This window comes from Microbacterium suwonense (genome assembly GCF_030296555.1).
Classification (GTDB): domain Bacteria; phylum Actinomycetota; class Actinomycetes; order Actinomycetales; family Microbacteriaceae; genus Microbacterium; species Microbacterium suwonense.
Map to the genome: position 1 here is coordinate 2,779,520 of NZ_AP027728.1, position 22,826 is coordinate 2,802,345.

22 protein-coding genes and 5 pseudogenes are annotated in these 22,826 nt (G+C 69.2%); 14 read left to right on the forward strand and 13 right to left on the reverse strand.

Features of this window, described 5'->3' with window-relative positions; translation table 11 throughout:
* Positions 1-63: 63 nt before the first annotated feature.
* Positions 64-810, reverse strand: a complete 747-nt coding sequence (locus QUE33_RS13980) for an SDR family NAD(P)-dependent oxidoreductase (protein ID WP_378761137.1) — start codon at positions 808-810, stop codon at positions 64-66.
* Positions 807-1,661, reverse strand: a complete 855-nt coding sequence (locus tag QUE33_RS13985) for a fumarylacetoacetate hydrolase family protein (protein ID WP_286300831.1) — start codon at positions 1,659-1,661, stop codon at positions 807-809. Before QUE33_RS13985 ends, QUE33_RS13980 begins: the two co-directional genes overlap by 4 nt.
* A 121-nt stretch (positions 1,662-1,782) precedes the next feature.
* Between QUE33_RS13985 and QUE33_RS13990 the strand changes: the two genes are divergently transcribed.
* The 3 genes from QUE33_RS13990 (at position 1,783) to QUE33_RS14000 (ending at position 4,602) form a co-directional block, all read left to right on the forward strand.
* A complete protein-coding gene (locus QUE33_RS13990; protein WP_286300833.1) occupies positions 1,783-3,078 on the forward strand; it encodes an L-fuconate dehydratase in 1,296 nt (431 codons plus the stop codon).
* Positions 3,065-4,090, forward strand: coding sequence for an aldo/keto reductase (locus QUE33_RS13995; RefSeq protein ID WP_350226468.1), 1,026 nt, complete (start codon positions 3,065-3,067; stop codon positions 4,088-4,090). The genes QUE33_RS13990 and QUE33_RS13995 overlap by 14 nt, the downstream gene beginning before the upstream one ends.
* 92 nt (positions 4,091-4,182) lie before the next feature.
* A complete protein-coding gene (locus QUE33_RS14000) occupies positions 4,183-4,602 on the forward strand; it encodes an RbsD/FucU family protein (RefSeq protein ID WP_286300836.1) in 420 nt (139 codons plus the stop codon).
* 45 nt (positions 4,603-4,647) lie between these two features.
* On the opposite strand, the gene QUE33_RS14005 is transcribed toward QUE33_RS14000, so the two are convergent.
* Positions 4,648-5,181: a CGNR zinc finger domain-containing protein gene (locus QUE33_RS14005; protein ID WP_286300838.1), complete on the reverse strand. Its 534-nt coding sequence runs from the start codon at positions 5,179-5,181 to the stop codon at positions 4,648-4,650.
* Positions 5,182-5,220: 39 nt separating this feature from the next.
* On the opposite strand from QUE33_RS14005, the gene QUE33_RS14010 reads away from it, so the two are divergent.
* Positions 5,221-6,201, forward strand: a complete 981-nt coding sequence (locus tag QUE33_RS14010; protein ID WP_286300840.1) for an EamA family transporter — start codon at positions 5,221-5,223, stop codon at positions 6,199-6,201.
* Positions 6,202-6,237: 36 nt separating this feature from the next.
* On the opposite strand, the pseudogene QUE33_RS14015 reads toward QUE33_RS14010, so the two are convergent.
* The 4 genes and pseudogenes from QUE33_RS14015 to QUE33_RS14030 all read right to left on the reverse strand — a co-directional run bounded on the left by QUE33_RS14015 (position 6,238) and on the right by QUE33_RS14030 (position 8,478).
* Positions 6,238-7,004, reverse strand: a pseudogene (locus QUE33_RS14015) (ABC transporter permease).
* Positions 7,001-7,777, reverse strand: coding sequence for an ABC transporter ATP-binding protein (locus QUE33_RS14020; protein WP_286300842.1), 777 nt, complete (start codon positions 7,775-7,777; stop codon positions 7,001-7,003). Before QUE33_RS14020 ends, QUE33_RS14015 begins: the two are co-directional and overlap by 4 nt.
* Positions 7,770-8,141 carry a DUF1048 domain-containing protein gene (locus tag QUE33_RS14025; RefSeq protein ID WP_286300843.1) on the reverse strand — a complete coding sequence of 124 codons (372 nt, stop codon included), beginning with the start codon at positions 8,139-8,141 and terminating at the stop codon, positions 7,770-7,772. Before QUE33_RS14025 ends, QUE33_RS14020 begins: the two co-directional genes overlap by 8 nt.
* Position 8,142: 1 nt before the next feature.
* A complete protein-coding gene (locus QUE33_RS14030) occupies positions 8,143-8,478 on the reverse strand; it encodes a PadR family transcriptional regulator (protein WP_286300844.1) in 336 nt (111 codons plus the stop codon).
* 158 nt (positions 8,479-8,636) lie between these two features.
* On the opposite strand from QUE33_RS14030, the gene QUE33_RS14035 reads away from it, so the two are divergent.
* The 8 genes and pseudogenes from QUE33_RS14035 to QUE33_RS14070 all read left to right on the forward strand — a co-directional run bounded on the left by QUE33_RS14035 (position 8,637) and on the right by QUE33_RS14070 (position 16,357).
* On the forward strand, positions 8,637-9,314 hold the full coding sequence (locus QUE33_RS14035; protein WP_286300845.1) for a GntR family transcriptional regulator: 678 nt from the start codon (positions 8,637-8,639) through the stop codon (positions 9,312-9,314).
* A pseudogene (locus QUE33_RS14040) lies at positions 9,311-10,839 on the forward strand (MmgE/PrpD family protein). The gene QUE33_RS14035 and the pseudogene QUE33_RS14040 overlap by 4 nt, the downstream one beginning before the upstream one ends.
* A gap of 96 nt (positions 10,840-10,935) precedes the next feature.
* On the forward strand, positions 10,936-11,838 hold the full coding sequence (prpB, locus tag QUE33_RS14045) for a methylisocitrate lyase (protein WP_286300846.1): 903 nt from the start codon (positions 10,936-10,938) through the stop codon (positions 11,836-11,838).
* Positions 11,839-11,842: 4 nt separating this feature from the next.
* A complete protein-coding gene (locus QUE33_RS14050) occupies positions 11,843-13,033 on the forward strand; it encodes a bifunctional 2-methylcitrate synthase/citrate synthase (protein ID WP_286300847.1) in 1,191 nt (396 codons plus the stop codon).
* Between the two features lie 57 nt (positions 13,034-13,090).
* Positions 13,091-14,083: a TIGR03557 family F420-dependent LLM class oxidoreductase gene (locus tag QUE33_RS14055; RefSeq protein WP_286300848.1), complete on the forward strand. Its 993-nt coding sequence runs from the start codon at positions 13,091-13,093 to the stop codon at positions 14,081-14,083.
* A gap of 13 nt (positions 14,084-14,096) precedes the next feature.
* Positions 14,097-14,891: a coenzyme F420-0:L-glutamate ligase gene (gene cofE, locus QUE33_RS14060; RefSeq protein ID WP_286303170.1), complete on the forward strand. Its 795-nt coding sequence runs from the start codon at positions 14,097-14,099 to the stop codon at positions 14,889-14,891.
* Positions 14,888-15,903 (forward strand): annotated as a pseudogene (fgd, locus tag QUE33_RS14065) (glucose-6-phosphate dehydrogenase (coenzyme-F420)). The gene cofE and the pseudogene fgd overlap by 4 nt, the downstream one beginning before the upstream one ends.
* 40 nt (positions 15,904-15,943) lie before the next feature.
* On the forward strand, positions 15,944-16,357 hold the full coding sequence (locus QUE33_RS14070) for a DUF2255 family protein (protein ID WP_286300849.1): 414 nt from the start codon (positions 15,944-15,946) through the stop codon (positions 16,355-16,357).
* A 63-nt stretch (positions 16,358-16,420) separates the two neighbouring features.
* On the opposite strand, the gene QUE33_RS14075 is transcribed toward QUE33_RS14070, so the two are convergent.
* Entirely contained in the window at positions 16,421-17,317 is an 897-nt protein-coding gene (locus tag QUE33_RS14075) for a TIGR03620 family F420-dependent LLM class oxidoreductase (protein ID WP_286300850.1), read from the reverse strand.
* Positions 17,318-17,378: 61 nt separating this feature from the next.
* Between QUE33_RS14075 and QUE33_RS14080 the strand changes: the two are divergent.
* A pseudogene (locus tag QUE33_RS14080) lies at positions 17,379-18,370 on the forward strand (LLM class F420-dependent oxidoreductase).
* A gap of 60 nt (positions 18,371-18,430) precedes the next feature.
* Here the strand turns inward: QUE33_RS14080 and QUE33_RS14085 are convergent.
* The 5 genes and pseudogenes from QUE33_RS14085 to QUE33_RS14100 all read right to left on the reverse strand — a co-directional run bounded on the left by QUE33_RS14085 (position 18,431) and on the right by QUE33_RS14100 (position 21,774).
* A complete protein-coding gene (locus QUE33_RS14085) occupies positions 18,431-18,826 on the reverse strand; it encodes a PPOX class F420-dependent oxidoreductase (protein WP_286300851.1) in 396 nt (131 codons plus the stop codon).
* The gene (locus QUE33_RS14090) at positions 18,823-19,452 is read right to left on the reverse strand and encodes an ABC transporter ATP-binding protein (protein WP_350226469.1); all 630 of its coding nucleotides are present in this window, start codon (positions 19,450-19,452) and stop codon (positions 18,823-18,825) included. Before QUE33_RS14090 ends, QUE33_RS14085 begins: the two co-directional genes overlap by 4 nt.
* 47 nt (positions 19,453-19,499) lie before the next feature.
* Positions 19,500-19,667: pseudogene (locus tag QUE33_RS16280) on the reverse strand (ATP-binding cassette domain-containing protein); the annotation flags it as partial.
* On the reverse strand, positions 19,664-20,767 hold the full coding sequence (locus QUE33_RS14095; RefSeq protein WP_378761117.1) for a putative F420-0 ABC transporter permease subunit: 1,104 nt from the start codon (positions 20,765-20,767) through the stop codon (positions 19,664-19,666). The pseudogene QUE33_RS16280 and the gene QUE33_RS14095, both read right to left, overlap by 4 nt.
* On the reverse strand, positions 20,764-21,774 hold the full coding sequence (locus QUE33_RS14100) for a putative F420-0 ABC transporter substrate-binding protein (RefSeq protein WP_286300852.1): 1,011 nt from the start codon (positions 21,772-21,774) through the stop codon (positions 20,764-20,766). The genes QUE33_RS14095 and QUE33_RS14100 overlap by 4 nt, the downstream gene beginning before the upstream one ends.
* A 196-nt stretch (positions 21,775-21,970) precedes the next feature.
* Between QUE33_RS14100 and QUE33_RS14105 the strand changes: the two genes are divergently transcribed.
* Entirely contained in the window at positions 21,971-22,816 is an 846-nt protein-coding gene (locus QUE33_RS14105) for a pyruvate, water dikinase regulatory protein (RefSeq protein ID WP_286300853.1), read from the forward strand.
* Positions 22,817-22,826: the final 10 nt, after the last annotated feature.

The window sequence follows — 22,826 nt, forward strand, 5'->3', positions numbered from 1 at the left end:
GGCGTGTGAGCGGCATCCGTTGCGACCTGGACGGGCGGGGACGGCCGCGCGAGCGGCGGCCGGCTATTCGGAGCGGAGGCGGAGGGCTGCCATGCCGCCGTCGACCTCGATGAACGTGCCGGTCGTCGAACCCGAGGCGGGGCTGACCAGATACAGCACGGCACCGGCGACCTCATCCGGCGAGACCAGCCGGCCGTGCGGCTGACGGGCCTGCAGCGCGGCGCGCTCGGCGGTGGGATCGGCGGCGGAATCCAGCAGCCGCCCGACCCACGGAGTGTCAGCGGTGCCGGGGTTCACGGCGTTGACGCGGATGCCTTCGCGCAGGTGGTCGGCGGCCATGGCGCGGGTCAGCGCCGAGACGGCGCCCTTGGATGCCGAGTACAGTGCCCGCTGCGGCAGGCCGGTGGTCGAGGCGATGGATGCCGTGTTGCAGATCGCCGCGGAGGCCGACTTACGCAGCCAGGGCAGCGCCGCCGCGCTCACGCGGGCCATGCCGGTGACGTTGATCGAGAGCACGCGCGCCCACTCGTCGTCGTCGTTCGCGGCGACGTCGCCCTGCGCCCCGATGCCGGCGTTGTTGATCACGATGTCGATGCCGCCGAACTTCTCGGCCACGGCGGCGACGGCCGCGTTCACCGAGGCGCGGTCGGAGACGTCGGCCGTGAACGCGGTGAACTCGGCATCCGCTCCCGAGATGTCGCGGTCGAGCACGGCTACCTGCGCACCCTCCTCGTGCAGACGGCGGGCGATCGCCGCGCCGATTCCGGATGCCCCGCCCGTGACGATCGCGACGAGGCCGTCAACGCTCATCGCGCCCATGCCACGAACTCCTGACGCTGGCGACCCAGCCCGTCGATCTCGACCTCGACCACATCCCCGGGCTTGAGGTACGGGTACTTGCCCGACAGCGCCACACCCTGCGGGGTGCCGGTGAGGATCAGATCTCCGGGTTCGAGGGTGACGTACTGCGAGAGGTGGTGCACGATCGTGCGCACGTCGAAGATCAGGTCGGCGGTGTTCGAGTCCTGTCGCGGCTCACCGTTGACCCAGCTGCGCAGGCCCAGGTTCGTCGAATCGATCTCGGATGCCGGCACCAGCCAGGGACCGGTGGGGTTGAAGCCGGCGGCGATCTTGCCCTTGGACCACTGCCCGCCCGACACCTCGAGCTGGAAGGTGCGCTCAGAGACGTCGTTGGCGAGCACGTAGCCGGCGATGTGGGCATCCGCCTCCTCGGGCGAATCCAGGTACGCGGTCCTGGTGCCGATCACGACGCCGAGCTCCACCTCCCAATCGGTCTTCTCGCTGCCGCGCGGGATGGTGACGGCGTCGTTCGGACCGACGACGGTGTTCGGTGTCTTCAGGAACAGGATCGGGATGGTCGGGGGCTCCGAGCCGGACTCCGCGGCGTGCGCGGCGTAGTTCATGCCGATGCAGATCACCGCGCTCGGGCGGGCGATCGGCGCACCGATGCGCAGGCCCTCGGCATCCGCCAGCTCCGGCAGCTCACCGGCATCCAGCGCGGCACGCGTGCGGTCCACCGGATCGGATGCCAGGAAATCGCCGTTCACATCCGATGTCACGGAGCGCAGGTCGTAGTAGCGGCCCTCGTCGACGACGACGGGGATCTCACTTCCCGCCTCGCCAAGTCGCGCGAACTTCATGGTTCTCCTTCTGGTCGCGGATCGCGGATGCCGTCGCGGCTCCCGCCGTTGACAGTATAGACATCGGATGTTTACACTCCAAGTACCTGCGTCACCTTCTGGACGCAATCGAAGGAGCCCCGTGAGTCGTATCGTCGCGCTGGAGACCAGCGACATCCGCTTCCCCACCTCGCTCAGCCTGGACGGCTCGGATGCGATGAACCCCGACCCCGACTACTCGGCGGCGTACGTGATCGTGCGCACGGATGCCGACGACGGCATCTCGGGGCACGCGTTCGTGTTCACGATCGGACGCGGCAACGACGTGCAGGTCACCGCGATCGACGCGCTGGCCGGGCACCTGGTGGGCCGCGAGGTCGAGCCGCTGCTGGATGACATGGGCGGCACCTTCCGCGACATCGTCGGCGACTCGCAGCTGCGCTGGCTGGGCCCCGAGAAGGGCGTCATGCACATGGCGATCGGCGCCGTGATCAATGCACTGTGGGATATCAAGGCCAAGCGCGCCGGCTTGCCCCTGTGGCAGCTGCTCGCGCGCATGGCGCCGGAGGAGATCGTCGACCTGGTCGACTTCCGCTACCTGACCAACGCCCTCACCCGTGACGACGCGCTGCAGATCCTCCGCGCGGCCGAGCCGGGACGGGCCGAGCGTGAGCGGCAGCTGCTGGCCACGGGCTACCCGGGCTACACCACGAGCCCCGGCTGGCTCGGGTACTCGGACGAGAAGCTCGAGCGCCTGGCCCGCGAGGCGATGGCCGACGGTTTCACCCAGATCAAGCTTAAGGTCGGCGCCGACCTCGACGACGACATTCGCCGCTTCCGCAAGGCCCGCGAGGTGTGTGGACCCGACTTCCCGATCGCGATCGACGCCAACCAGCGCTGGGAGGTCTCTGAGGCGATCGAGTGGGTGAACGCGCTCGCCGAGTTCCACCCGGCTTGGATCGAGGAGCCCACCAGCCCGGACGACGTTCTGGGCCACGCCGAGATCGCACGCGGCGTCGCCCCGATCCGGGTCGCCACGGGCGAGCACGCCCAGAATCGGATGATCTTCAAGCAGCTGCTGCAGGCGAACGCCATCGCAGTGATGCAGATCGACGCGGTGCGCGTCGCCGGCGTCAACGAGAACATCGCCAACCTGCTGCTGGCCGCCAAGTTCGGCGTGCCGGTGTGCCCGCACGCCGGCGGGGTGGGGCTGTGCGAGGCCGTGCAGCATCTGTCGATGTTCGACTTCGTCGCCGTCAGCGGCACACGCGAGGGGCGACTGATCGAGTACGTCGACCACCTGCACGAGCACTTCGTCGTGCCGACCGACATCCGGGGCGGTTCGTACCTGGCGCCCACCGCGGCGGGGACCAGCATGGAGATGAAGTCGGACAGCATTGCGAAGTACACCTGGACGGGTCAGCATGTCGTCGCCTGAGCTCAGCGCATCCGCATCCGCATCCGCACACGCATCCGCATCCGACCGGCTGTCCGGAGCGGACGCCCTGCCCGGCCGGCTCCCCGCACTGGGGTACGGCGCCGCGAACGTCGGCAACCTCTTCCGCGCGCTGAGCGACGAGGAGGCGTGGGCGGTGCTGGAGGCCGCCTGGGATGCCGGCATCCGCTATTTCGACACCGCACCGCACTACGGACTCGGGCTGTCCGAACGCAGGCTCGGCGCCTTCCTGCAGACCAAGTCGCGCGACGAGTTCGTCGTGTCGACGAAGGCGGGGCGGCTGCTGCGCCCGAATCCGGATCACGAGCCCGGAGGGCTCGACACGGCCCACGACTTCTTCGTGCCCGACGACCTGCGTCGCGAGTGGGACTTCAGCGAGACGGGCATCCGCGCCAGCATCGCCGAGTCGCAGGAACGGCTCGGCCTGGACCGGATCGATGTGCTGTACCTGCACGATCCCGAGCGCAACGACCTCGATCTCGCGCTGGCGCAGGCGTATCCGGCACTCGAGAAGGTGCGTGCCGAGGGGTTGATCGGCGCGATCGGCGTCGGCTCGATGGCGACGGATGCCCTGACCCGGTCGGTGCGCGAGGCCGACCTCGACCTGATCATGGTCGCCGGCCGGTACACGCTGCTGGAGCAGCCGGCTGCGGCTGAGGTGCTGCCGGCCTGCGCGGAGCACGGGACGGGGATCGTCGCGGCATCCGTCTTCAACTCCGGGCTGCTCGCGCAGCCCGAGCCGCAACGCTCCGGCCGCTACGAGTACGGCCAGTTGCCCGAGGAGCTGTGGGGCCGGCTGGTGCGCATCGCCGCAGTCTGCAAGGACCACGACGTGCCGCTGCCGGCCGCCGCGATCCAGTTCCCGCTGCAGTCGTCGCTGGTGCGCTCGGTGGTGGTCGGCGGCAGCCGCCCGCCCAGCTGGCGCAGAACGCCGAATACGCCCGCCTGGAGATCCCCGCCGAACTGTGGCGGAACCTGGCCGAGGAGGGACTGACGGCATGACATCGTTCGAATCGCGCGAATTGCTGCATCCTGAGTCGAATCGCAGCATCTTGCGCGATTCGAAGACGGAGGAGGGACTGACGGATGCTTGAGGGAATCGACCCGCTTCTCACCGGTGAGCTGCTGCTGCACCTGGACCGGATGGGTCACTCCGACTCGGTCGTCGTGGCCGACGCGCACTTCCCTGCCTGGGCGCTCGGCGCGCGGGTCGTCGATCTGCCCGGTACGACGACGCCCGAGGTGGTCGCGGCGATCTGCTCGGTGCTGCCATTGGACGACGCGCCCGCCCTCGATCTGATGGAGTCGGCGGATGCCACCGTGCTGGACGTGCAGCGCGAACTGATGGCCGCCGCGGGCACAGCCGAGCACAGCACGGGCTTCGTGGAGCGCTTCGCCTACTACGGCATCGCGAAGAGCGCCTATCTGATGGTGCGCACCGGCGAGACCCGCAAGTACGGCAACGCCCTGCTGCGCAAGGGAGTGGTCGGTCACCGCTCGGCGTGATGCCGGCGGTCGATTCCCGGCATCCGAACCGTCCGGGCGCGCCGGTCAGCGCGCTTGCCGCGCGCGATATGCGGCGACGGCGTTGCGGTTCGCGCAGGTGGTGGAGCAGTAGCGCTTCGAGCGGTTGCGCGAGAGATCCAGCGCGATCGCCTGACAATCGGCATCCGCGCACACAGCCAGGCGACTGCCCTCCTCGGCACGGATGACGTCGATCAGTGCCATCGCGGTCTCGACGAGGATGCGCTCGGCCAGGGGATGATCGTCCGCGACGGCGTGCAGATGCCAGTCGGCCGCGTCATGACGGGTCAGGCGCGGGGTGAGCGTGACGTCGGCGAGGGCGGCGTTGACCTGCTCGACCATCTCGTCTCGCGGGGCGAGCAGCATGTCGCGCAGGCGGGGCCGCAGCTCGCGCAGCGTCTGCAGTTCGGCGTCATCGCGGTCGATGCGCCCGGTGTATGGATACTCCGACAGGAAGGAGGAGAAGTCCTCGGGGGTCGAAAGGGTGTCGGGTCGCTCCGCAGAGTTCACGAGCGCGACGGCTGCGCGCAGCGCCTCCTCCGTGTCACTGGTGAACATCATGTTGACACCTTACATTGCAGAGCAATAGTGTCATCTCTCATGGAGCAGTTTGTAAATGACACGCGCGCGAGGTCGCGCGTCGGCGCCGGCCTGCTGGTCGCGCTCGGCGCCGCCTTCTCGTTCGGCATGTCCGGTGCCTGGGCGCGCGGGCTCATCGACGCCGGATGGACGCCGGGTGCGGCCGTCACAGCCCGCATCTGGGTGGCGGCGCTGATCTTGCTCGTGCCCACGGTCCTTGCGCTGCGCGGCCGGTGGGCGCTGCTGCGCCGCAACGCCGGGATGATCGTCGCCTACGGCCTGCTCGCGGTCACCGCCACTCAGCTGTTCTACTTCCAGGCGGTCGCCGTGATGGATGTCGGCATCGCGCTGCTGATCGAGTACACCGCCCCGGTGGCCGTCGTGCTGTGGCTGTGGCTGCGCCGGGGTGAGAAGCCCACCGGCCGCAGCATTCTCGGCGCGGTCATCGCCTTCGTCGGGCTGGTGCTCATGCTCGACATCCTCACCGGTGCGCGGGTGGACGCGGGTGGCATCCTCTGGGCTCTGGGCGCGATGGTGGGCGCCGCGACGTACTTCGTGCTCTCGGCCCGGGAGGACACCGGGCTGCCGCCGATCGCGCTCGCAGGTGCGGGGCTGCTGCTCGGCGCGCTCGGGCTGACAGCCGCCGGCGCTGTCGGCGTGCTGCCGATGGCGTGGAACTTCGACGACGTCGCCTACCGGTTCGGCCCGGTCTCGGAGATGACCGTGCCGTGGTTCGTGCCGGTGCTCGCCATCGGACTGCTCGCCACGGCCCTCGCCTACGTGCTCGGCATCGCCTCGACACGGATGCTGGGATCGCGCCTGGCATCCTTCGTCGCGCTCGCAGAGGTCATCGCTGCGATGCTGTTCGGCTGGCTGCTGCTGGGCCAGCTGCCCGGGCCGATCCAGCTCCTGGGCGGAGTGCTCGTGATGGCGGGCGTCGTGATCGTCAAGCTCGGCGAACCCGCGGTGCAGGAGGAACAGGTCGCTCCCGTTCCCGTGTGAGCTCCCTTTCCCGTCTCATCAGTGTCGCTCCGGCTGCTAGGCGAACCGACGGCGATACGCGCGCATCGCGAACAGGTAGGACACGACGAGGATGCCCAGGCACCACGCCAGCGCGACCCAGATGTCGGAACCGACCGGCTCGACGGCGAACAGCGCCTGAATCGAGTTCACGATCGAGGTCACCGGCTGGTTCTCCGCGAACCAGCGCACCGGGCCGGGCATCGTCTCGGCCGGCACGAACGCTGAGCTGACGAACGGCAGGAAGATCAGCGGATACGAGAAGGCACTCGCCCCGTCGACCGTCTTCGCCGACAGGCCGGCGATCACGGCCAGCCAGGTCAGTGCCAGGGTGAACAGCAGGAGGATGCCGGCGACGGCCAGCCAGGCGAGCGGGCCCACGGGGTGCGGAACCCGCACAGGAACCCGACGGCGAGGATGATCGCGAGCGTGATGCCGTTCGCGACCAGCGAGGTGAGCACATGGGCCCACAGCACGCTCGAACGGGCGATCGGCATGGAGTGGAACCGTTCGAAGATGCCGCCCTGCAGGTCAGTGAACAACCGGAGTGCCGTATAGGCGATCCCGGATGCGATGGCGATGAGCAGGATGCCCGGGAGCAGGTAGTTCACGTAGCTCTGCGCCCCGATGCTCTGCCGCAGCGCCCCGCCGAACACGAACAGGAACAGCAGCATCATCGCGATCGGGGTGATCGCGGTGGTGATGATGGTGTCGAGGCTGCGGAGGACGTGCCGCATCGAACGGCCGGTGAGGGCTGCCGTGTCGGCGAGGAAGTGCGTCGTCATGCCGCGTTCCTCTCCTCGGATGCGGATGGGCCGACCAGTGCGAGGAAGATCTCCTCCAGCGTCGGCTGCTTCTCGACGTATTCGACCTTCGCAGCAGGCAGCAGCTGCTTCAGCTCGGCCAGGGTGCCGTTGGCGATGATGCGTCCGGAGCGCAGGGTGGCGATGCGGTCGGCGAGCTGCTCGGCCTCGTCGAGGTACTGCGTGGTGAGCAGCACCGTCGTCCCCTTGCCGGTGAGCTCCTTGATGGCTCTCCACACCTCGATGCGCGCCTCGGGGTCGAGGCCGGTGGTCGGCTCATCGAGGAAGATCACCTCGGGGTCGCCGACCAGGCTCATCGCGATGTCGAGGCGTCGCCGCATACCGCCGGAATACGTGCCGGCCCGCCGTTCACCGGCATCCGTGAGCTGGAATCGCGTGAGCAGGGCATCCGCCACCGCTCCCGGATCCGGAAGGTGGCGCAGCCTCGCGACCAGCGCGAGGTTCTCACGCCCGGTGAGGATCTCGTCGACCGCTGCGAACTGCCCGGTCAGACTGATCGACTCCCGTACGCGCAACGGCTCGGATGCGACGTCGAAACCGCCGACGGATGCCGTGCCGGCATCCGCCGTGGACAGAGTCGAGAGGATGCGCACGAGCGTCGTCTTGCCGGCGCCGTTCGATCCGAGCAGGGCGAAGACGGTGCCCTGCTCGACCTCGAAATCGACGCCGCGCAGCACCTGCAGGTCCTGGTACGACTTCTCGATGCCGTGGACGCGGATGGCCGCCTCAGTCATGACCGTCCTTCTTCGTCGCCTTGTCGATCGCCTCGGCCAGGCGGGCGCGCTCCTTGTCGATCCAGCGCGCGCCGCCGTACGACTGTGCGAACGTCTCGGCGAACTCGACCGGATCGTCTCCGGTGATCTCGTTCACCGTGGTGCCGTCCACCGCTGCGCGCTCCCACAGGTCGGCCAGGTCGACGAACATCTGCACCAGGGTGTCGCCGTCGGTGATGCCGCCGTAGTGCATGAGGTACCGGTGCAGGGCGTTCGCGGCCGTGCGGTGTGGTTCGGGAAGCGCCTCGATGCGTGCCCTGGCGTTCTTGTACTGCTTCTTCTGCTCGAGCGATCCGGTGAGCGCTTCGATCCATCTGGCTGCCATGTCAGTCCTTCCCGGCTTCGGGGTTCAGTGCTTCTATGCGTGCCGAGAGAAGACGCCAGGTATCCCAGAACTCGGCAAGCTCCTGCTCACCCCGTGGGTTGAGCGTGAACACCTTGCGCGGCGGGCCCTTCTCGCTGGGCACCTTCTCGACGTCGACGAGGCCCTTCTGCTCGACGCGCACCAGCAGTGCGTAGACCGTGCCCTCGGCGATCTCGTCGAATCCGCGGTTACGCAGCTGTGTGGTGATCTCGTAGCCGTAGGCGGGGTCGCCCGACAGCAGTGCGAGCACGACGCCCTCGAGCGTGCCTTTGAGCATCTCGGTCAGCTGCCTGCCCATTCGGCCTCCATCACTACTCAGTGTCGCTGAATACTGGTACATAGTAACACTGAGTACCGAGAGTGCAAGGCCGAGGATCGACATCGGTATGTATACGTAAATCTCCAGTCGGGCGACAGATGCTCGCCCATTGCCGCCTTTGTGTATACACTGAGGCTGTGACCATCGCTGCTGAATCGACCCGCGCGAGCGACCGCGCCTATGCGGTGCTCCTCGATGAGATCCAGTCCGGGGCGCTGCCGGCCGGTGCCGTGCTGGCGGAGGTCGAGCAGGCCGCACGCCTCGGCGTGAGCCGCACGCCGCTGCGCGAGGCGCTCCGAAGGCTCGCATCCGACGGACTCGCCGTGCAGCAGTCGCCCCGGGTCACAGTCGTCGCCGACCTGGATGCCGATGACATCCGCTCCCTGTTCGAGATCCGCCGGGCGCTGGAGGAGACCGCCGCACGCCTGGCCGCGCAGCGCGGCGACGTCGAGGCGTTCGCGGCGCTCGCATCCGAGTTCTCACGTGTGGATCTCGCCGGCGACGAGGGCCGGGATGCCTACTACGCACTCATCGCACGACTGGATGCCCAGGTCGACGCCTCGCACGGCAACGACTATCTGACCTCCGCATTGCGCACCGTGCGCACGCACCTCGTGCGGGTGCGGCGGATGGCCCGCGACAAGCCGGAGCGGCTGGCGGCTTCGGCATCCGAACATCTCCTGATCGCCCGCGCCCTGGCATCCGGCGATGCCGAACTCGCCGCGCACGCCACCCACGTCCACCTGCACAACGCGCTCGAGAGCATCTTGGACTCGCTCCGAGGTCACAGCTCCCTTCCGGAAGGATCATCATGACCGTCACCCATCACGTCCGCGTCTACCGCTCCGAAGAGGAGCTGCCCCGCGAACAGCAGCTCGCCTGGAAGATCGCCGAGGTCGCCGTCGACCCGGTCGAGGTCGAGACCGAGGTGATCGAGATGATCATCAACCGCCTCATCGACAATGCGTCCGTCGCCGCGGCATCCCTCACCCGCGGCCCGATCGTCGCCGCCCGCGCACAGGCGTTCAGCCACCCGGTCTCCACCGGCGGTGCGGGCTCGACCGTGTTCGGCGCCGCACTTGACGAGCGCACCAGCCCGGAGTGGGCGGCATGGGCCAATGGCGTGGCCGTGCGCGAACTCGATTACCACGACACCTTCCTGGCGGCCGAGTATTCGCATCCGGGCGACAACATCCCCCGATCCTGGCCGTCGCCCAGCACGCCGGATGCGATGGCCGCGCGCTCGTGCGCGGAATCGCCACCGGTTACGAGATCCAGGTCGACCTGGTGCGCGCGATCTCGCTGCACAAGCACAAGATCGACCACGTCGCCCACCTCGGCCCTTCGGCTGCGGCCGGCATCGGCACCATGCTCGGGCTCGATGCGGAGACCATCTACCAGGCCATCGGACAGGCGCTGCACACCACGACCGCCACGCGGCAGAGCCGCAAGGGCGAGATCTCCACGTGGAAGGCACACGCCCCGGCCTTCGCCGGCAAGATGGCCGTCGAGGCCGTCGACCGGGCCATGCGCGGCCAGACCAGCCCGTCGCCCATCTACGAGGGCGAGGACGGCGTGATCGCGTGGCTGCTGGACGGTCCCGAGGCGTCGTACGACGTGCCCCTACCCGCTGCGGGTGAGGCCAAGCGCGGCATCCTGGACACCTACACGAAGGAGCACTCCGCCGAGTATCAGGCGCAGGCGATCATCGACCTGGCTCGCCGCCTCGGCACCGACCGCCCCGAGCTCCGCGACCCGGCGAACATCGCGAGCATCGTGCTGCACACCAGCCACCACACCCACAACGTGATCGGCTCGGGCGCGAACGACCCGCAGAAGTACGACCCGACCGCGTCGCGAGAGACGCTCGACCACTCGGTGCCGTACATCTTCGCCGTCGCCCTGCAGGACGGCACCTGGCACCACGTCGACTCGTACTTGCCCGAGCGGGCGCAGCGCACCGACACCGTCGAGCTGTGGCGCAAGGTCACCACGGCCGAGGACCCGGAATGGACCCGCCGCTACCACTCCATCGACCCGGCCGAGAAGGCGTTCGGCGGTCGCGTGGAGATCACGCTGGCCACTGGCGAGACCGTGACCGACGAGATCGCGGTCGCCGACGCGCACCCGCTCGGTGCCCGCCCGTTCGGCCGAGAGCAGTACATCCGCAAGTTCCGCATCCTCGCTGAACCCGTGCTCGACGCCCTCGAGGTGGAGCGGTTCCTCGAGCTCGTGCAGCGTCTGCCCGAGCTGACTGCCGCCGAGGTCGGCGAGCTGTCCATCACCGCGAAGCCGGGCCTCCTGGCATCCGCCCCCGAAGCCCCGCGCGGCCTCTTCTGACCCCAACGCCCGTCTATTTGTGCCAAACGCATGGTTTTTCGACCGGATCCGGCGCGTTCGACACAAATAGACGGGCAGTGAAGGAGGAATCCTCTGATGCTGTACTCCACCACACCGGCGCATGAGAAGCGCCGGGCATTCCGCGAACGGCTGCGCTCTGGCGAGCTGCTGCGGTTCCCCGGCGCGTTCAATCCGCTCTCCGCGCGGCTCATCGAGCAGAAGGGCTTCGAGGGCGTCTACATCTCGGGGGCCGTGCTCTCGGCCGACCTCGGCCTGCCCGACATCGGGCTGACCACGCTCACCGAGGTGGCCGGCCGGGGCGCGCAGATCGCGCGGATGACCGACCTGCCGGCGATCATCGACGCCGACACCGGGTTCGGCGAGCCGATGAACGTCGCGCGCACCATCCAGACGCTGGAGGATGCCGGGATCGCCGGCGCCCACATCGAAGACCAGGTCAATCCGAAGCGCTGCGGTCACCTCGACGGCAAGGCCGTGGTCGACTCGGAGACGGCGATCAAGCGCATCCGTGCCGCCGTCGATGCCCGTCGCGACGAGAACTTCCTGGTCATGGCGCGCACCGACATCGCCGCCGTCGACGGGCTGGAGGCAGCCAAGGACCGGGCGAAGGCGCTGGCGGATGCCGGTGCCGACGCGATCTTCCCCGAGGCGATGCGGTCGCTCGAGGAGTTCGCCGCGATCCGCGATGCCGTGGACGTGCCGATCCTGGCCAACATGACCGAGTTCGGGAAATCGGAGCTGTTCAGCGTCGACCAGCTGCGCGACGTCGGCGTGAACATCGTCATCTGGCCGGTGTCGCTGCTGCGCATCGCGATGGGCGCGGCGGGCCGTGCACTCGATACTCTGAATGAGGAGGGGCACCTGACCTCCAAGCTCGGCGAGATGCAGCACCGTGCCGACCTGTATGACCTCATCGACTACGAGTCGTACAACCACTTCGACTCCGGCGTCTTCAACTTCACCATCACGAAGGAGTGACCAAATGAGCGACAACGACATCAAGAAGGGTCTCGCCGGCGTCGTCGCCGACGTCACCGCGATCAGCAAGGTCAACCCCGAGACCAACAGCCTGCTCTACCGCGGCTATCCTGTGCAGGAGCTCGCGGCGACCCAGCCCTTCGAGGCGGTCGCCTACCTGCTCTGGCACGGAGAACTGCCCACGGCATCCGAACTGGCGGACTTCCGCGCGACCGAGCGCGCGAACCGTGCGCTGGCGCCAGAGGTGAAGGCCGCCATCGACGCGCTGCCGATCGACTCGCATCCGATGGACGAGGTGCGCACCGCGGTCAGCGTGATCGGCGCGATCGAGACGGCCGGTATCGGCAACGTGCTGGATGCCGTCGGCACGCCCGAGCAGAATCTCGAGCGGAGCCTGAAGCTGTTCGCCGTGCTGCCGGCGATCGTGTCCTACGGTCAGCGTCGTCGTCGCGGTCAGCGGATCGTCGAGTCGCGCGACGACCTCGACTACGCCGCGAATTTCCTGTGGCTCACGTTCGGCGAGGAGCCGGATGCTGTCGTCGTCGATGCCTTCAACCGATCGATGATCCTGTACGCCGAGCACTCCTTCAACGCGTCGACGTTCACGGCACGTGTGATCACCTCGACGCTCAGCGACCTGTACTCGGCTGTCGTCGGTGCGATCGGCGCGCTGAAGGGACCCCTGCACGGTGGGGCCAACGAGGCCGTCATGCACATCTTCGACGAGATCGGCACGGCGGACGGCGTGAAGGGCTGGCTGGATCGGGCTCTCGCCGAGAAGCGCAAGATCATGGGCTTCGGGCACCGGGTGTACAAGCGCGGCGATTCGCGCGTGCCGACCATGAAGGCCGCGCTCGACTCGCTGGTGCAGCACTACGACCGGCCCGATGTCGCCGAGCTCTACTCGACGCTGGAGGATGAGTTCGTCTCCCGCAAGGGCATCTACCCCAACCTCGACTACCCCTCGGGCCCGGCATACAACCTGATCGGCTACGACACGCTCACGTTCACGCCGCTGTTCATCGCCGCGCGCATCACCGGCTGGACGGCGCACATCCTCGAGCAGCAGGCCTCGAACGCGCTGATCCGACCGCTCTCGGCGTACAACGGGGTGGATGAGCGGCACATCCAGGAATACGAACCGGACACCGCCGCGATCGAGGTGCAGGAGCGGGCTGAGGAGGCGGCGGGGTGAACCCAGACCGCTAAGCTCAGTCGCGAGTGACGACGCCGAGAAGAGAGGCCCTGCAGCATGACGCGAGCCTGGGTGCATCACGTTCTCTCGCTCGAACAGCTCTCGCCATCCGAGGCCGTGGACGTCGCGGTGCTCGCCGACACCCAGGGCTTCGTGGGCATCGGCCTCGCCGACCGGTTCCAGCCCTGGCTGCCGAGCCAGGGCAATGCATCTTTCGCGTGGACCGTGCTCGGGGCGATCGGCCAGCGCACCACCGGTGCGCTGAGCCTCACGACCGCCCCCGGCTATCGCATGCACCCCGCCGGCATCGCCCAGGCCGCCGCGACCCTCGCCGCCTTGTACCCCGGCCGGCACCGGCTCACCCTGGCCACCGGCGATGCGATCGACGAGCACGTCACCGCCGCGTACTGGCCGGAGGTGCATGAGCGGGCATCGCGGATGTTCGAGGCGGCGGAGCTGATCCGCAAGCTCTTCCATTCCTCGTCGAAGAACGCCGATGCGCGGCATGACGGGCCGCACTTCCGGATGGAGTCCGCCCGGCTGTGGACGATGCCCGAGACCCTTCCGCCCGTGCAGGTGTGGGCTGCTGGGCCGGTGACCGCCCGGCGGGCGGGGCGTTCTCTCGATGGGATCGTCGTCCCTGCCGGTCCGAGGGAGCGCATGGTGGCGCTTGTCGGAGCGCTTCGCGACGGAGCGGATGAGGCGGGCAGGCCGGAACCGGCGAAGACCGCGCACATTCAGCTCTCCTGGGCGCCGACGGATGACGAGGCGATGGCGCAGGCGCTGCGGGACTGGCCGATGGCGGGCCTGCGCTTCCCGCGTGGCGACATCCGTTCTCCTTTCGATGTCGCGCAGCTGGCGCGGTCGGTGACGGCCGACGACATCCGCACGCGTATTCCCGTGGCATCCGATCCTGACATCCACCGCGCACACCTGCAGTCCTTCCTCGACCTCGGTTTCGACGCCCTGCACGTGCACAACGTGGGCCGCAACCAGGCGGAGTGGATCGAGGTCGCCGGCCGCGACATCCTGCCGAAGCTGGTGAGATGAGGTGACCGATCGGATGCTGGTGTGGGCCCTGCCCGGTATCCCGGAGGTGCAGGCCGGCGACGACCTCGCCGGGCTCATCCGGGCCGCCGTCGCCGCTGACGGCGACGAACTGACCGATGGTGACATCCTGGTCGTCACCTCCAAGATCGTCTCGAAGGCGGAAGGGCGCATCGTCCACGCCGCCGACCGCGAGGAGGCGATCACAGCCGAGACCGTGCGCGTCGTCGCGACGCGGCCGCGGGCGGACGGAGGCGTCACCAGGATCGTGCAGAACCGGCTCGGCATCGTCGGGGCGGCCGCCGGTGTGGACGCATCCAACACCGCCGAGGGGACGGTGCTGCTGCTGCCTCTCGATCCGGACGCCTCAGCCCGCGCGCTCGCGGCCGGCCTGCGTGCTGCGACCGGCGTCCGCGTGGGTGTGATCATCAGCGACACGCTGGGCAGGCCATGGCGCGATGGGCAGACCGACATCGCTATCGGTGCTGCGGGGGTGCGTGTCTTCGACGACCTGCACGGTCGGCTCGACAGTGCCGGACGTCCGCTGATCGTCACCCATCCCTGCGTGGCCGACGAGCTCGCCGCTGCGGGGGACTTGGTCAAGGGAAAGCTGAGCGGATGCCCGGTCGCGATCGTCCGCGGGATGGGGCGATTCGTCGGCGAGCTCGACCTGCCGGGCGCGGCGAGCATCGTCCGTGACGCGGAGCGTGACATGTTCCGTCTGGGCGCGGATGAGGCGCACCGTGCCGGCTATGAAGAAGGATTCGCGGCGGGCGTCGCCGCGTCGAGCAACGAGGAGGGTCGCCGATGACACTGACATTGGGCTACAAGGCATCCGCGGAGCAGTTCGGGCCGCGTGAGCTGGTGGAGATCGCGGTCGCTGCCGAGGGGCACGGCTTCGAGTCGGTCGCGGTGAGCGATCACTTCCAGCCGTGGCGGTACACCGGCGGGCATGCGCCGTTCTCGATCGCGTGGGCGGCGGCGGTCGGTGAGCGCACCGAGCGGATCCGGATCGGCACGAGCGTGATGACGCCGACGTTCCGCTACAACCCGGCGGTCATCGCGCAGGCGTTCGCGACGCTCGGGATGCTGAACCCCGACCGGGTGTTCCTCGGCGTCGGCACGGGCGAGGCGCTGAACGAGATCGCCACGGGGTTCCGGGGCGCGGGCGAGCAGGAGTGGCCCGAGTTCCGCGAGCGGTTCGCGCGGCTGCGGGAGTCGATCCGGCTGATGCGCGCGTTGTGGACGGGGAGCGGACGAGCTTCGAGGGCGACTACTACTCCACGCACGACGCCTCCATCTACGACGTCCCCGACGGTGGCATCCCGGTGTACATCGCCGCGGGCGGCCCGCTGGTGGCGAAGTACGCCGGCCGTGCCGGTGACGGGTTCATCTGCACCTCTGGCAAGGGGCGCGAGCTGTACGAGGAGAAGCTGGTCCCCGCGGTGAAGGAGGGTGCGGCGGCATCCGGTCGCACCTTCGAGCAGCTCGACCGGATGATCGAGATCAAGATCTCCTACGAGGAGACCGAGCAGGCGGCGCTGGGGAACACCCGGTTCTGGGCGCCGCTGTCGCTGTCGAAGGAGCAGAAGCACGACATCACCGATCCGATCGAGATGGAGAAGGCCGCCGATGCCCTCCCGATCGACCAAGTCGCCAAGCGCTGGATCGTCGGCACCGATCCGGATGCCGTGGTCGCGCAGATCAAGGACTACGTCGACTGGGGTTTCAACCACCTCGTCTTCCACGCCCCCGGCCACGACCAGGAACGCTTCATGACTCTCTTCGAACGCGACCTCGCACCCCGCCTGCGGGCGCTGTGATCCGGAGCCGGCAGTCCGGCGGGTCGGTAGAGTCGCTCCCATGAGCTTCGAGGATGTCGTGCGCACGCTGGACGAGACGGATGTCGTCGCTGTGGTGACGACGAGGGCCAGTGGCGATCTGGTCGCGACGCCGATCTGGGCGATGGTCGTCGACGGCGTGCCGTATGTGCGGTCGGTCAAAGGCGCCACCGCGTGGTGGTACCGGCATGTGCGCTCCGGACGCCCGGTGGCCTTCGTCATCGGCGATGGCGCCATCGCCGAGCGCGACCGGAAGGCCGCCCTCGATCTTCCCCGCCAGCTCGTGGCGACCGAGTACGTCCCCGTCGACGACGAGGTGCAGCCGAGAATCGATGCGGAGCTGCGACGCAAGTATGCCGCGAGTCCGGAACCGGTCAGGATGATGCTGACCGACGACGCCCGCTCCTGCACCCTGCGCATCGTCGCCGCGGGCTGACGCCGCAGGCCGATTCGTCACGCCATCAGCGAGGCGGACGTTCCGCGCCCACGGGCGCTGTAGTCAGCCCGCGAGCCCCAGCTCACCAGCGAGCAGCTCCAGCGGCCGCGCTGGATCTTCCCGTTGCGGCAGGAACTGCACGCACACGTGATCGGCCCCGGCGTCCCGCTGCGCCCGCACGGCTGCGGCGAGGATCGCCGGCGTGCCGTGGGGTGCCAGGGCGTCGACGGCGGCATCGGTGGCTCCGTCGTCGAGATCGGATGCCGTGAACCCGTGGCTCTCCAGGGTTCGGCGGTAGTTCGAGAGCGCGAGGTACCGGGCCAGGAACTGCCGGGCGGTCGCGCGGGCGGTGTTGTCGTCCTCGTCCATCACCAGCCGCTGCTCAAGGGCGATCAGCGGGCCGTCTCCGATCGTCGCGCGGGCGAAGCGGGTGTGCGCGGGCGTCGTCATGTACGGGTGCGTGCCCGCCGAGCGCTCGGCGGCGAGCTTCAGCGTGCGCGGCCCGAGGGCCGAGATCATCCGCCGCGCGGCTGGCACGCCCTCGGCATCCAGCGCATCGAGGTAGTCGACGAGGGCGGCGTACGGCCGCTGGTACACCTCACCCTGATTCTCGCGGTGGCCGATACCGATGCCCAGCACGAACCGCCCGGGGTGTCTCTGCTCGATCCGGTGGAACGACGCGGCGACCTCCCGAGCCGGGGCGGTCCAGATGTTCACGATCCCGGTGGCAACGGTGATCCGCTCGGTGGCATCGAGCAGCTCGTCCACCACGTCGAGGTCGGACGTCGGTGACCCGCCGACCCACACCGTGCCATAGCCGAGACGCTCGGCGGTCGCCGCGATCTGCGGGGTGAGCAGCGACCCGCCGCGCCACAGCCCGATCCGTCCGAGATCCGGTGTGCCGGCGGCAAGCGTGTTCATGGGACTCCAGTGATCGATGAGCGGAAGGGATGCTGCCATCGAGCCTATCCGCGGCGGCGGACACCGGCTCCGATGTCGGCCGGCTCGCTAGACTTCCCGCATGCGCTTCGGAATCTTCGTACCTCAGGGCTGGCGGTTCGATCTGGTCGGCATCGAGCCGGCCGCACAGTGGCAGGCCATGCGCGATCTCGCGCAGGCGGCGGATGCCGGGCCATGGGAGTCGCTGTGGGTGTACGACCATTTCCACACCACCCCGGTGCCGAGCGAGGAGGCGACGCACGAGGCCTGGACGCTGATGTCGGCGTTCGCGGCCTCGACCAGCCGCATCCGTCTGGGGCAGATGTGCACCTGCATGTCGTACCGCAACCCGGCGTATCTCGCCAAGGTCGCCGCGACCGTCGACGTCGTCTCCGGCGGGCGCACCGAGATGGGCATCGGCGGCGGCTGGTATGAGCATGAGTGGCGGGCCTACGGCTACGGCTTCCCGTCGGCGGGAGATCGGCTGCGGCGGCTCGACGAGGGTGTGCAGATCATGCGTCAGGCATGGACGACCGGCACCGCGACCCTCGACGGGAAGCACTACCAGGCGGACGGCGCGATCGTGCGTCCGCTGCCGCTGCAGGACGGCGGCATTCCGCTGTGGATCGCCGGCGGTGGCGAGAAGGTCACCCTGAAGATCGCCGCGAAGTACGCCGCGTACACGAACTTCGCCGGAGGGAACCCCGAGGAGTTCGACGCGAAGAGCGCGATCCTGCGAGAGCACACCAAGACCGTGGGCACCGACTTCGATGCCATCGTCCGCTCCACCAACTTCAACACCGTCATCGGCGCGACCGAGGCGGAGGTCGAGGATCGTGTCGCGGCGATCGAGGCGCGGCTCGCGCCGCATCTGGGGAGCGCACCGCCGGCGTCATGAGCAACTACCGCGGCGATCACGCCTACGGCGTCGGCACGCCCGAGCAGATCGTCGAGCGGCTGCGCGACCTGGAAGGACGCGGGCTCGGTTACGCGATCCACTACTTCCCCGAGGCCGCCTACGACCGCTCGGGCATCGAGCTGTTCGAGCGCGAGGTCATCCCGGCGCTGAGCTGACCGGAGGCCGCGCGCTGACCGGAGGCCGAGCGCTGATCGGATGCCGGGCGAGCCGGCGCCTCAGCGCCCGATGACCTTCTCGACCGACATCACCAGGATGACCCGGTGGGCGGCATCCGCCGGCGCTGCGGGATCGGCGTCGCCGTAGCGGCGGGCCAGCTGCTGATAGAACGCGCCGGTCGGGTCGGGCACGACCTCGGTCAGGCGTCCGCGCACCTCCACGTAGCGGTACGGCTTGTCGGGGTCGTACACGGCGAAGCTCATCGATGGATTCCGCTGCAGGTTGCGATACTTGGTGCGCGTGTTCGTGTGCGTGAAGCGGATCGTGCCGTCGATGAGCTCGAACCACATCGGGCTTGCCTGTGCGGAGTCGTCGCGGCCGACGGTGGCGAGCACGCCGAACACGGGGCGCTCCAGCAGGTCGATCAGGTGCGCAGGGATCTCTGTAGAGCTCATGTCTCCGAGTGTAATGATGCGGGCAGCGGCGAGGGCAGGTCACCGGCCGGATCGTCGTCGAGCGGAGAGAAGGCGATCAGCGGGGTGCCGTCCACCGGATGCGGCACCACTTCAGCCCGTACACCGTAGACGAGCCGGATCAGGCCCGGGGTCAGCACGTCGAGCGGGCGACCGGATGCCACCACCCGTCCGTGATCGAGCACGATCACCTGATCGGCATGGCGGGCCGCGAACGAGAGATCGTGCAGTGCCGCCAGTACCGCGATGCCGTCGTCGGCCAGCTCCCGCATCAGCCCGAGGGTGTGCAGCTGGGCACGGATGTCGAGATGATTGGTCGGCTCGTCCATGAGCAGCACCGTCGGCTCCTGCGCGAGAGCACGGGCCAGCAGCACGCGCTGGCGCTCGCCGCCGGAGAGCTCCTGGAAGCGCCTGCCGGCGAGCTCTTCGGCTCTGGTCTGGCGCAGCGCGAACCGTGCGATCTCATCGTCCACAGCGCCCGGGCCGCCCAGCGCCGACAGATGCGGGGTGCGCCCGAGCAGCACGACATCGTGCACGTCGAGATCCAGCTCGGTCTCGGCCTGCTGCTCGACCAGCGCCGCGTACTGCGCCCTGGTGCGGCGGCGCATGCCCTGGCATCCGTCCCGCCCAGCCTCAGCACGCCGCCCGTCGGCGTCTCGGCGCAGGCGATCAGGTGCAGCAGCGTCGACTTGCCGGCGCCGTTCGGGCCCACCAGCGCGGTCAGCGACCCGGCCTCGACCGTGCAGTCCACGCCGTCGACGAGCAGCCGCCCGCTGCGCGAGAAGGAGACGCGGTCGACGTGCAGCGGGGGAGCATCGCTCATGAGATCCTCCTTGCCCGCAGCAGCAGTCCGGCGAACAGCGGGGCGCCGATCAGCGCGGTGACGACGCCCACCGGCAGCTCCTTCGGGTCGAACAGGGTGCGCGCGAGGGTGTCGGCCCAGATCAGGAAGACGGCGCCGGTCAGCGCGGACAGCGGCAGCAGCATCCGGTGCCGCGCACCGGCCGTCAGCCGCACGGCGTGTGGCACCACCAGCCCCACGAACCCGATGGATCCGCTCACCGCGACCAGTCCGCCGGTCAGCAGCGCCGTCGCCCCCAGCAGCACCCAGCGCGTGCGCGCGACCGGGACGCCGAGCGAGGCGGCCGACCGGTCTCCGAACGCGAAGGCGTCGAGGGTGCCGCCGGTCAGCAGCAGCGGCCCGCCCACGACGAGAAGCGCGATCAACGCGACGGATGCCGTCGGCCAGGTCACCCCGGCGAGCGAGCCGAGCAGCCAGCCGAGGATCTCGCGGTAGCTGTCGCCGGTCGCGCTCCAGAAGATGATCAGGCTGGTCAGCGCCCCCAGCACAGCCGAGACGGCGATGCCGGCGAGGATCGTGCGGGAGGCGGTGATCCGCCCGACCGCCCCGGCCAGCAGCAGCGTCGCGACGAGAGCCGCCAGGGCGCCGGCGAAGGCCGCGACCGGGAGCGCGAGGGCGACGCCGAGCACGATCACGACCACCGCGCCCAGCGACGCACCGGACGACAGCCCCAGCAGGTACGGGTCGGCGAGCGGATTGCGCAGCACCGCCTGCATGATCGCGCCGCACAGTGCCAGCCCGGCACCGACGGCCGCGGAGGTGAGCACCCGCGGCATCCGCAGCTCCCAGACGATGCCGTCGCGCAGCGTGCTCAACGGCGATTCGCCGATGCCGAGCCGGGCGAGGATGCTGCGCCAGGCGTCCCACGGAGTGATGTCGGCGGGGCCGAGTGCGACGGCGACGACGATCGAGGCGGCGAGTGCCAGCAGCAGGACCGCCGTCCACAGCGCGAGACGCGCGCGCCGGGACGGGTTCGTGCGCGGCATCCAATGCGCGGGCGTGCCCGGCGTCGCCGGCGGGGCGGTGCGGGTGCGCGGGGAGCGCTCGGCGGTCGAGGTCATGGCAGTGGCAGCTCCGCCAGCTGGGCCGTGAGCGACTCGACGGCCTCGACGTTGCGCACGCCCGCCTCGGCGGTGGGGAAGGGGATGATCAGGTAGCGGTGCTCGCGCACAGCCGGCAGCTGCGCAGTGGCCGGGTTCGCCTCGAGCACGCCGATCTTCTTCTCGGTCGATCCCCAGGCCGAGTCGACGAGCACGATCACATCCGGGTCGGCATCGACGACGGCCTCCCAGCTCATGCTCGACCAGGTCTCGGGGATGTCGGCGGCGATGTTCCTGAGGCCTACAGCATCCATCATCATCTGCGGCGCGCCGATGCCCGCACCGACGAACGGGGTGTCGCTGCCGGAGCTGAACCAGAGCGCGGTCAGCCCGCGGCTGTCGGGAGTCACGGCGTCGAGGCGCTCGCGCAGCGCATCGACCAGCCGGTCGGCGCGGTCGGGCACGTCGAAGATCCGGCCCATCTCGGCGATGTCGGCGAACACGTCGTCGAACGTCAGAGGTTTCGGCTGGTAGGCCGGCTCCTGGCAGGCCGAGGGGGAGACGTAGGTGTTCACGCCGAGCGAGGCGAGCGTGTCGCGGTCGCCCGCACCGTCGGCGGTGACGTTCGACTCCCAGCCCGCGTAGACGAGGTCGGGTTCGAGGTCGAGCGTCGCCTCCTGGCCCGGCACCCTCTCGTCGATAAGAGGGAGGGATGCCGCGCGCTCGGCCCACTCATCGGCCGCCGGGCCGTCCGGGAAGGCCGTGCCGATGATCCGGTCATCCAGCCCCAGCGCCAGGAGCAGCTCGATCGACGTCGACTTGATCGCCAGCACGCGCTCGGGCGCGCTGTCGAAGGTGACCGGGGTGCCGCAGTTGTCGACAGTGAAGGGGTACCCGGAGGTCTCCGTCGAGGTGGAGGGCGCGACGGATGCCGCGCTCTCCGCACCGCCGCAGGCGGCGAGGAGCAGGGGTGCCGCGAGCAGGACCACGGCGGCGCTGAGCCCGCGGAATCGTCGGGAGATGGGCATGGCGCTCCTGGATGCTGGTCGGGAGAGGACGAGCGGCCAAGATCGCGGCCGGGTGAACGTGCGCCAATGTGGGCGGACGTGAGGAACTCTACCGCATCGGCTCGCGGGCGCACTTCCCTACCATTTCGTAAAGAACTCACAATCCTTCATGCCGATATGGTCATCAGCACCCTAGATCTTTCCGTAACGTCGAATCGTGGTCACTCTCCCCGCCCCTGACACCCCCGAGGTCAGCGCCCTCCGCGCCGCGTATTTCGTATCCGACAGCACGGGCGTCACGGCGGAGACCCTCGGCAACGCCCTGCTGGCGAACTTCCCCGGCATCCGGTTTCTGAAGCGCACGATCCCCTTCGTCGCCACCGACACCGAAGCGCGATCGGTCGCGGCGAGCATCGAGAACGACGCGACCGCCGGCCGTGCGCCATTGCTGTTCATCACGGTCAAGCGGGCCGGGCTGCGCAGCATCCTCAGCGCCTCGAAGGCGACGGTCATCGATCTGCTGGCCGGACATCTGACCGAACTGGAGCGGGCGCTCGGCACCACGGCATCCGAGCAGCTCGGGCAGTTCCACGGCCTCGGCGACACCGAACGGTACTTCGCCCGCATGCGCGCCGTGGAGTACGCGATCGAGCACGACGACGGGCAGAGCGCCCGTGCCCTCGACCAGGCCGACGTCGTCATCATCGCCCCGTCGCGGTGCGGCAAGACGCCCACGACGATGTACCTCGCCCTGCAGCACGGGCTGCGGGTGGCGAACTACCCGCTCACCGACGACGACTTCCCCTCCGAGGGCCTGCCGCGGGCCGTGGCGAAGTACCGCGAGCGCTGCTTCGGTCTCACGACCACCCCGCTGCGGCTGAGCCAGGTGCGCCACGAGCGCCGGCCCAGCTCGCGCTACTCGAGCCTCGAGCAGTGCACGCTCGAGCTGCGCCGCGCCGAAGACCTGTACCGACGAAACCGCGTCCCGTTCCTGAACTCCTCGACGAAGAGCGTCGAGGAGATGTCGGCGGTCATCATGCAGACCATGAAGCTGCGTGCGTGACCCGAGTGAA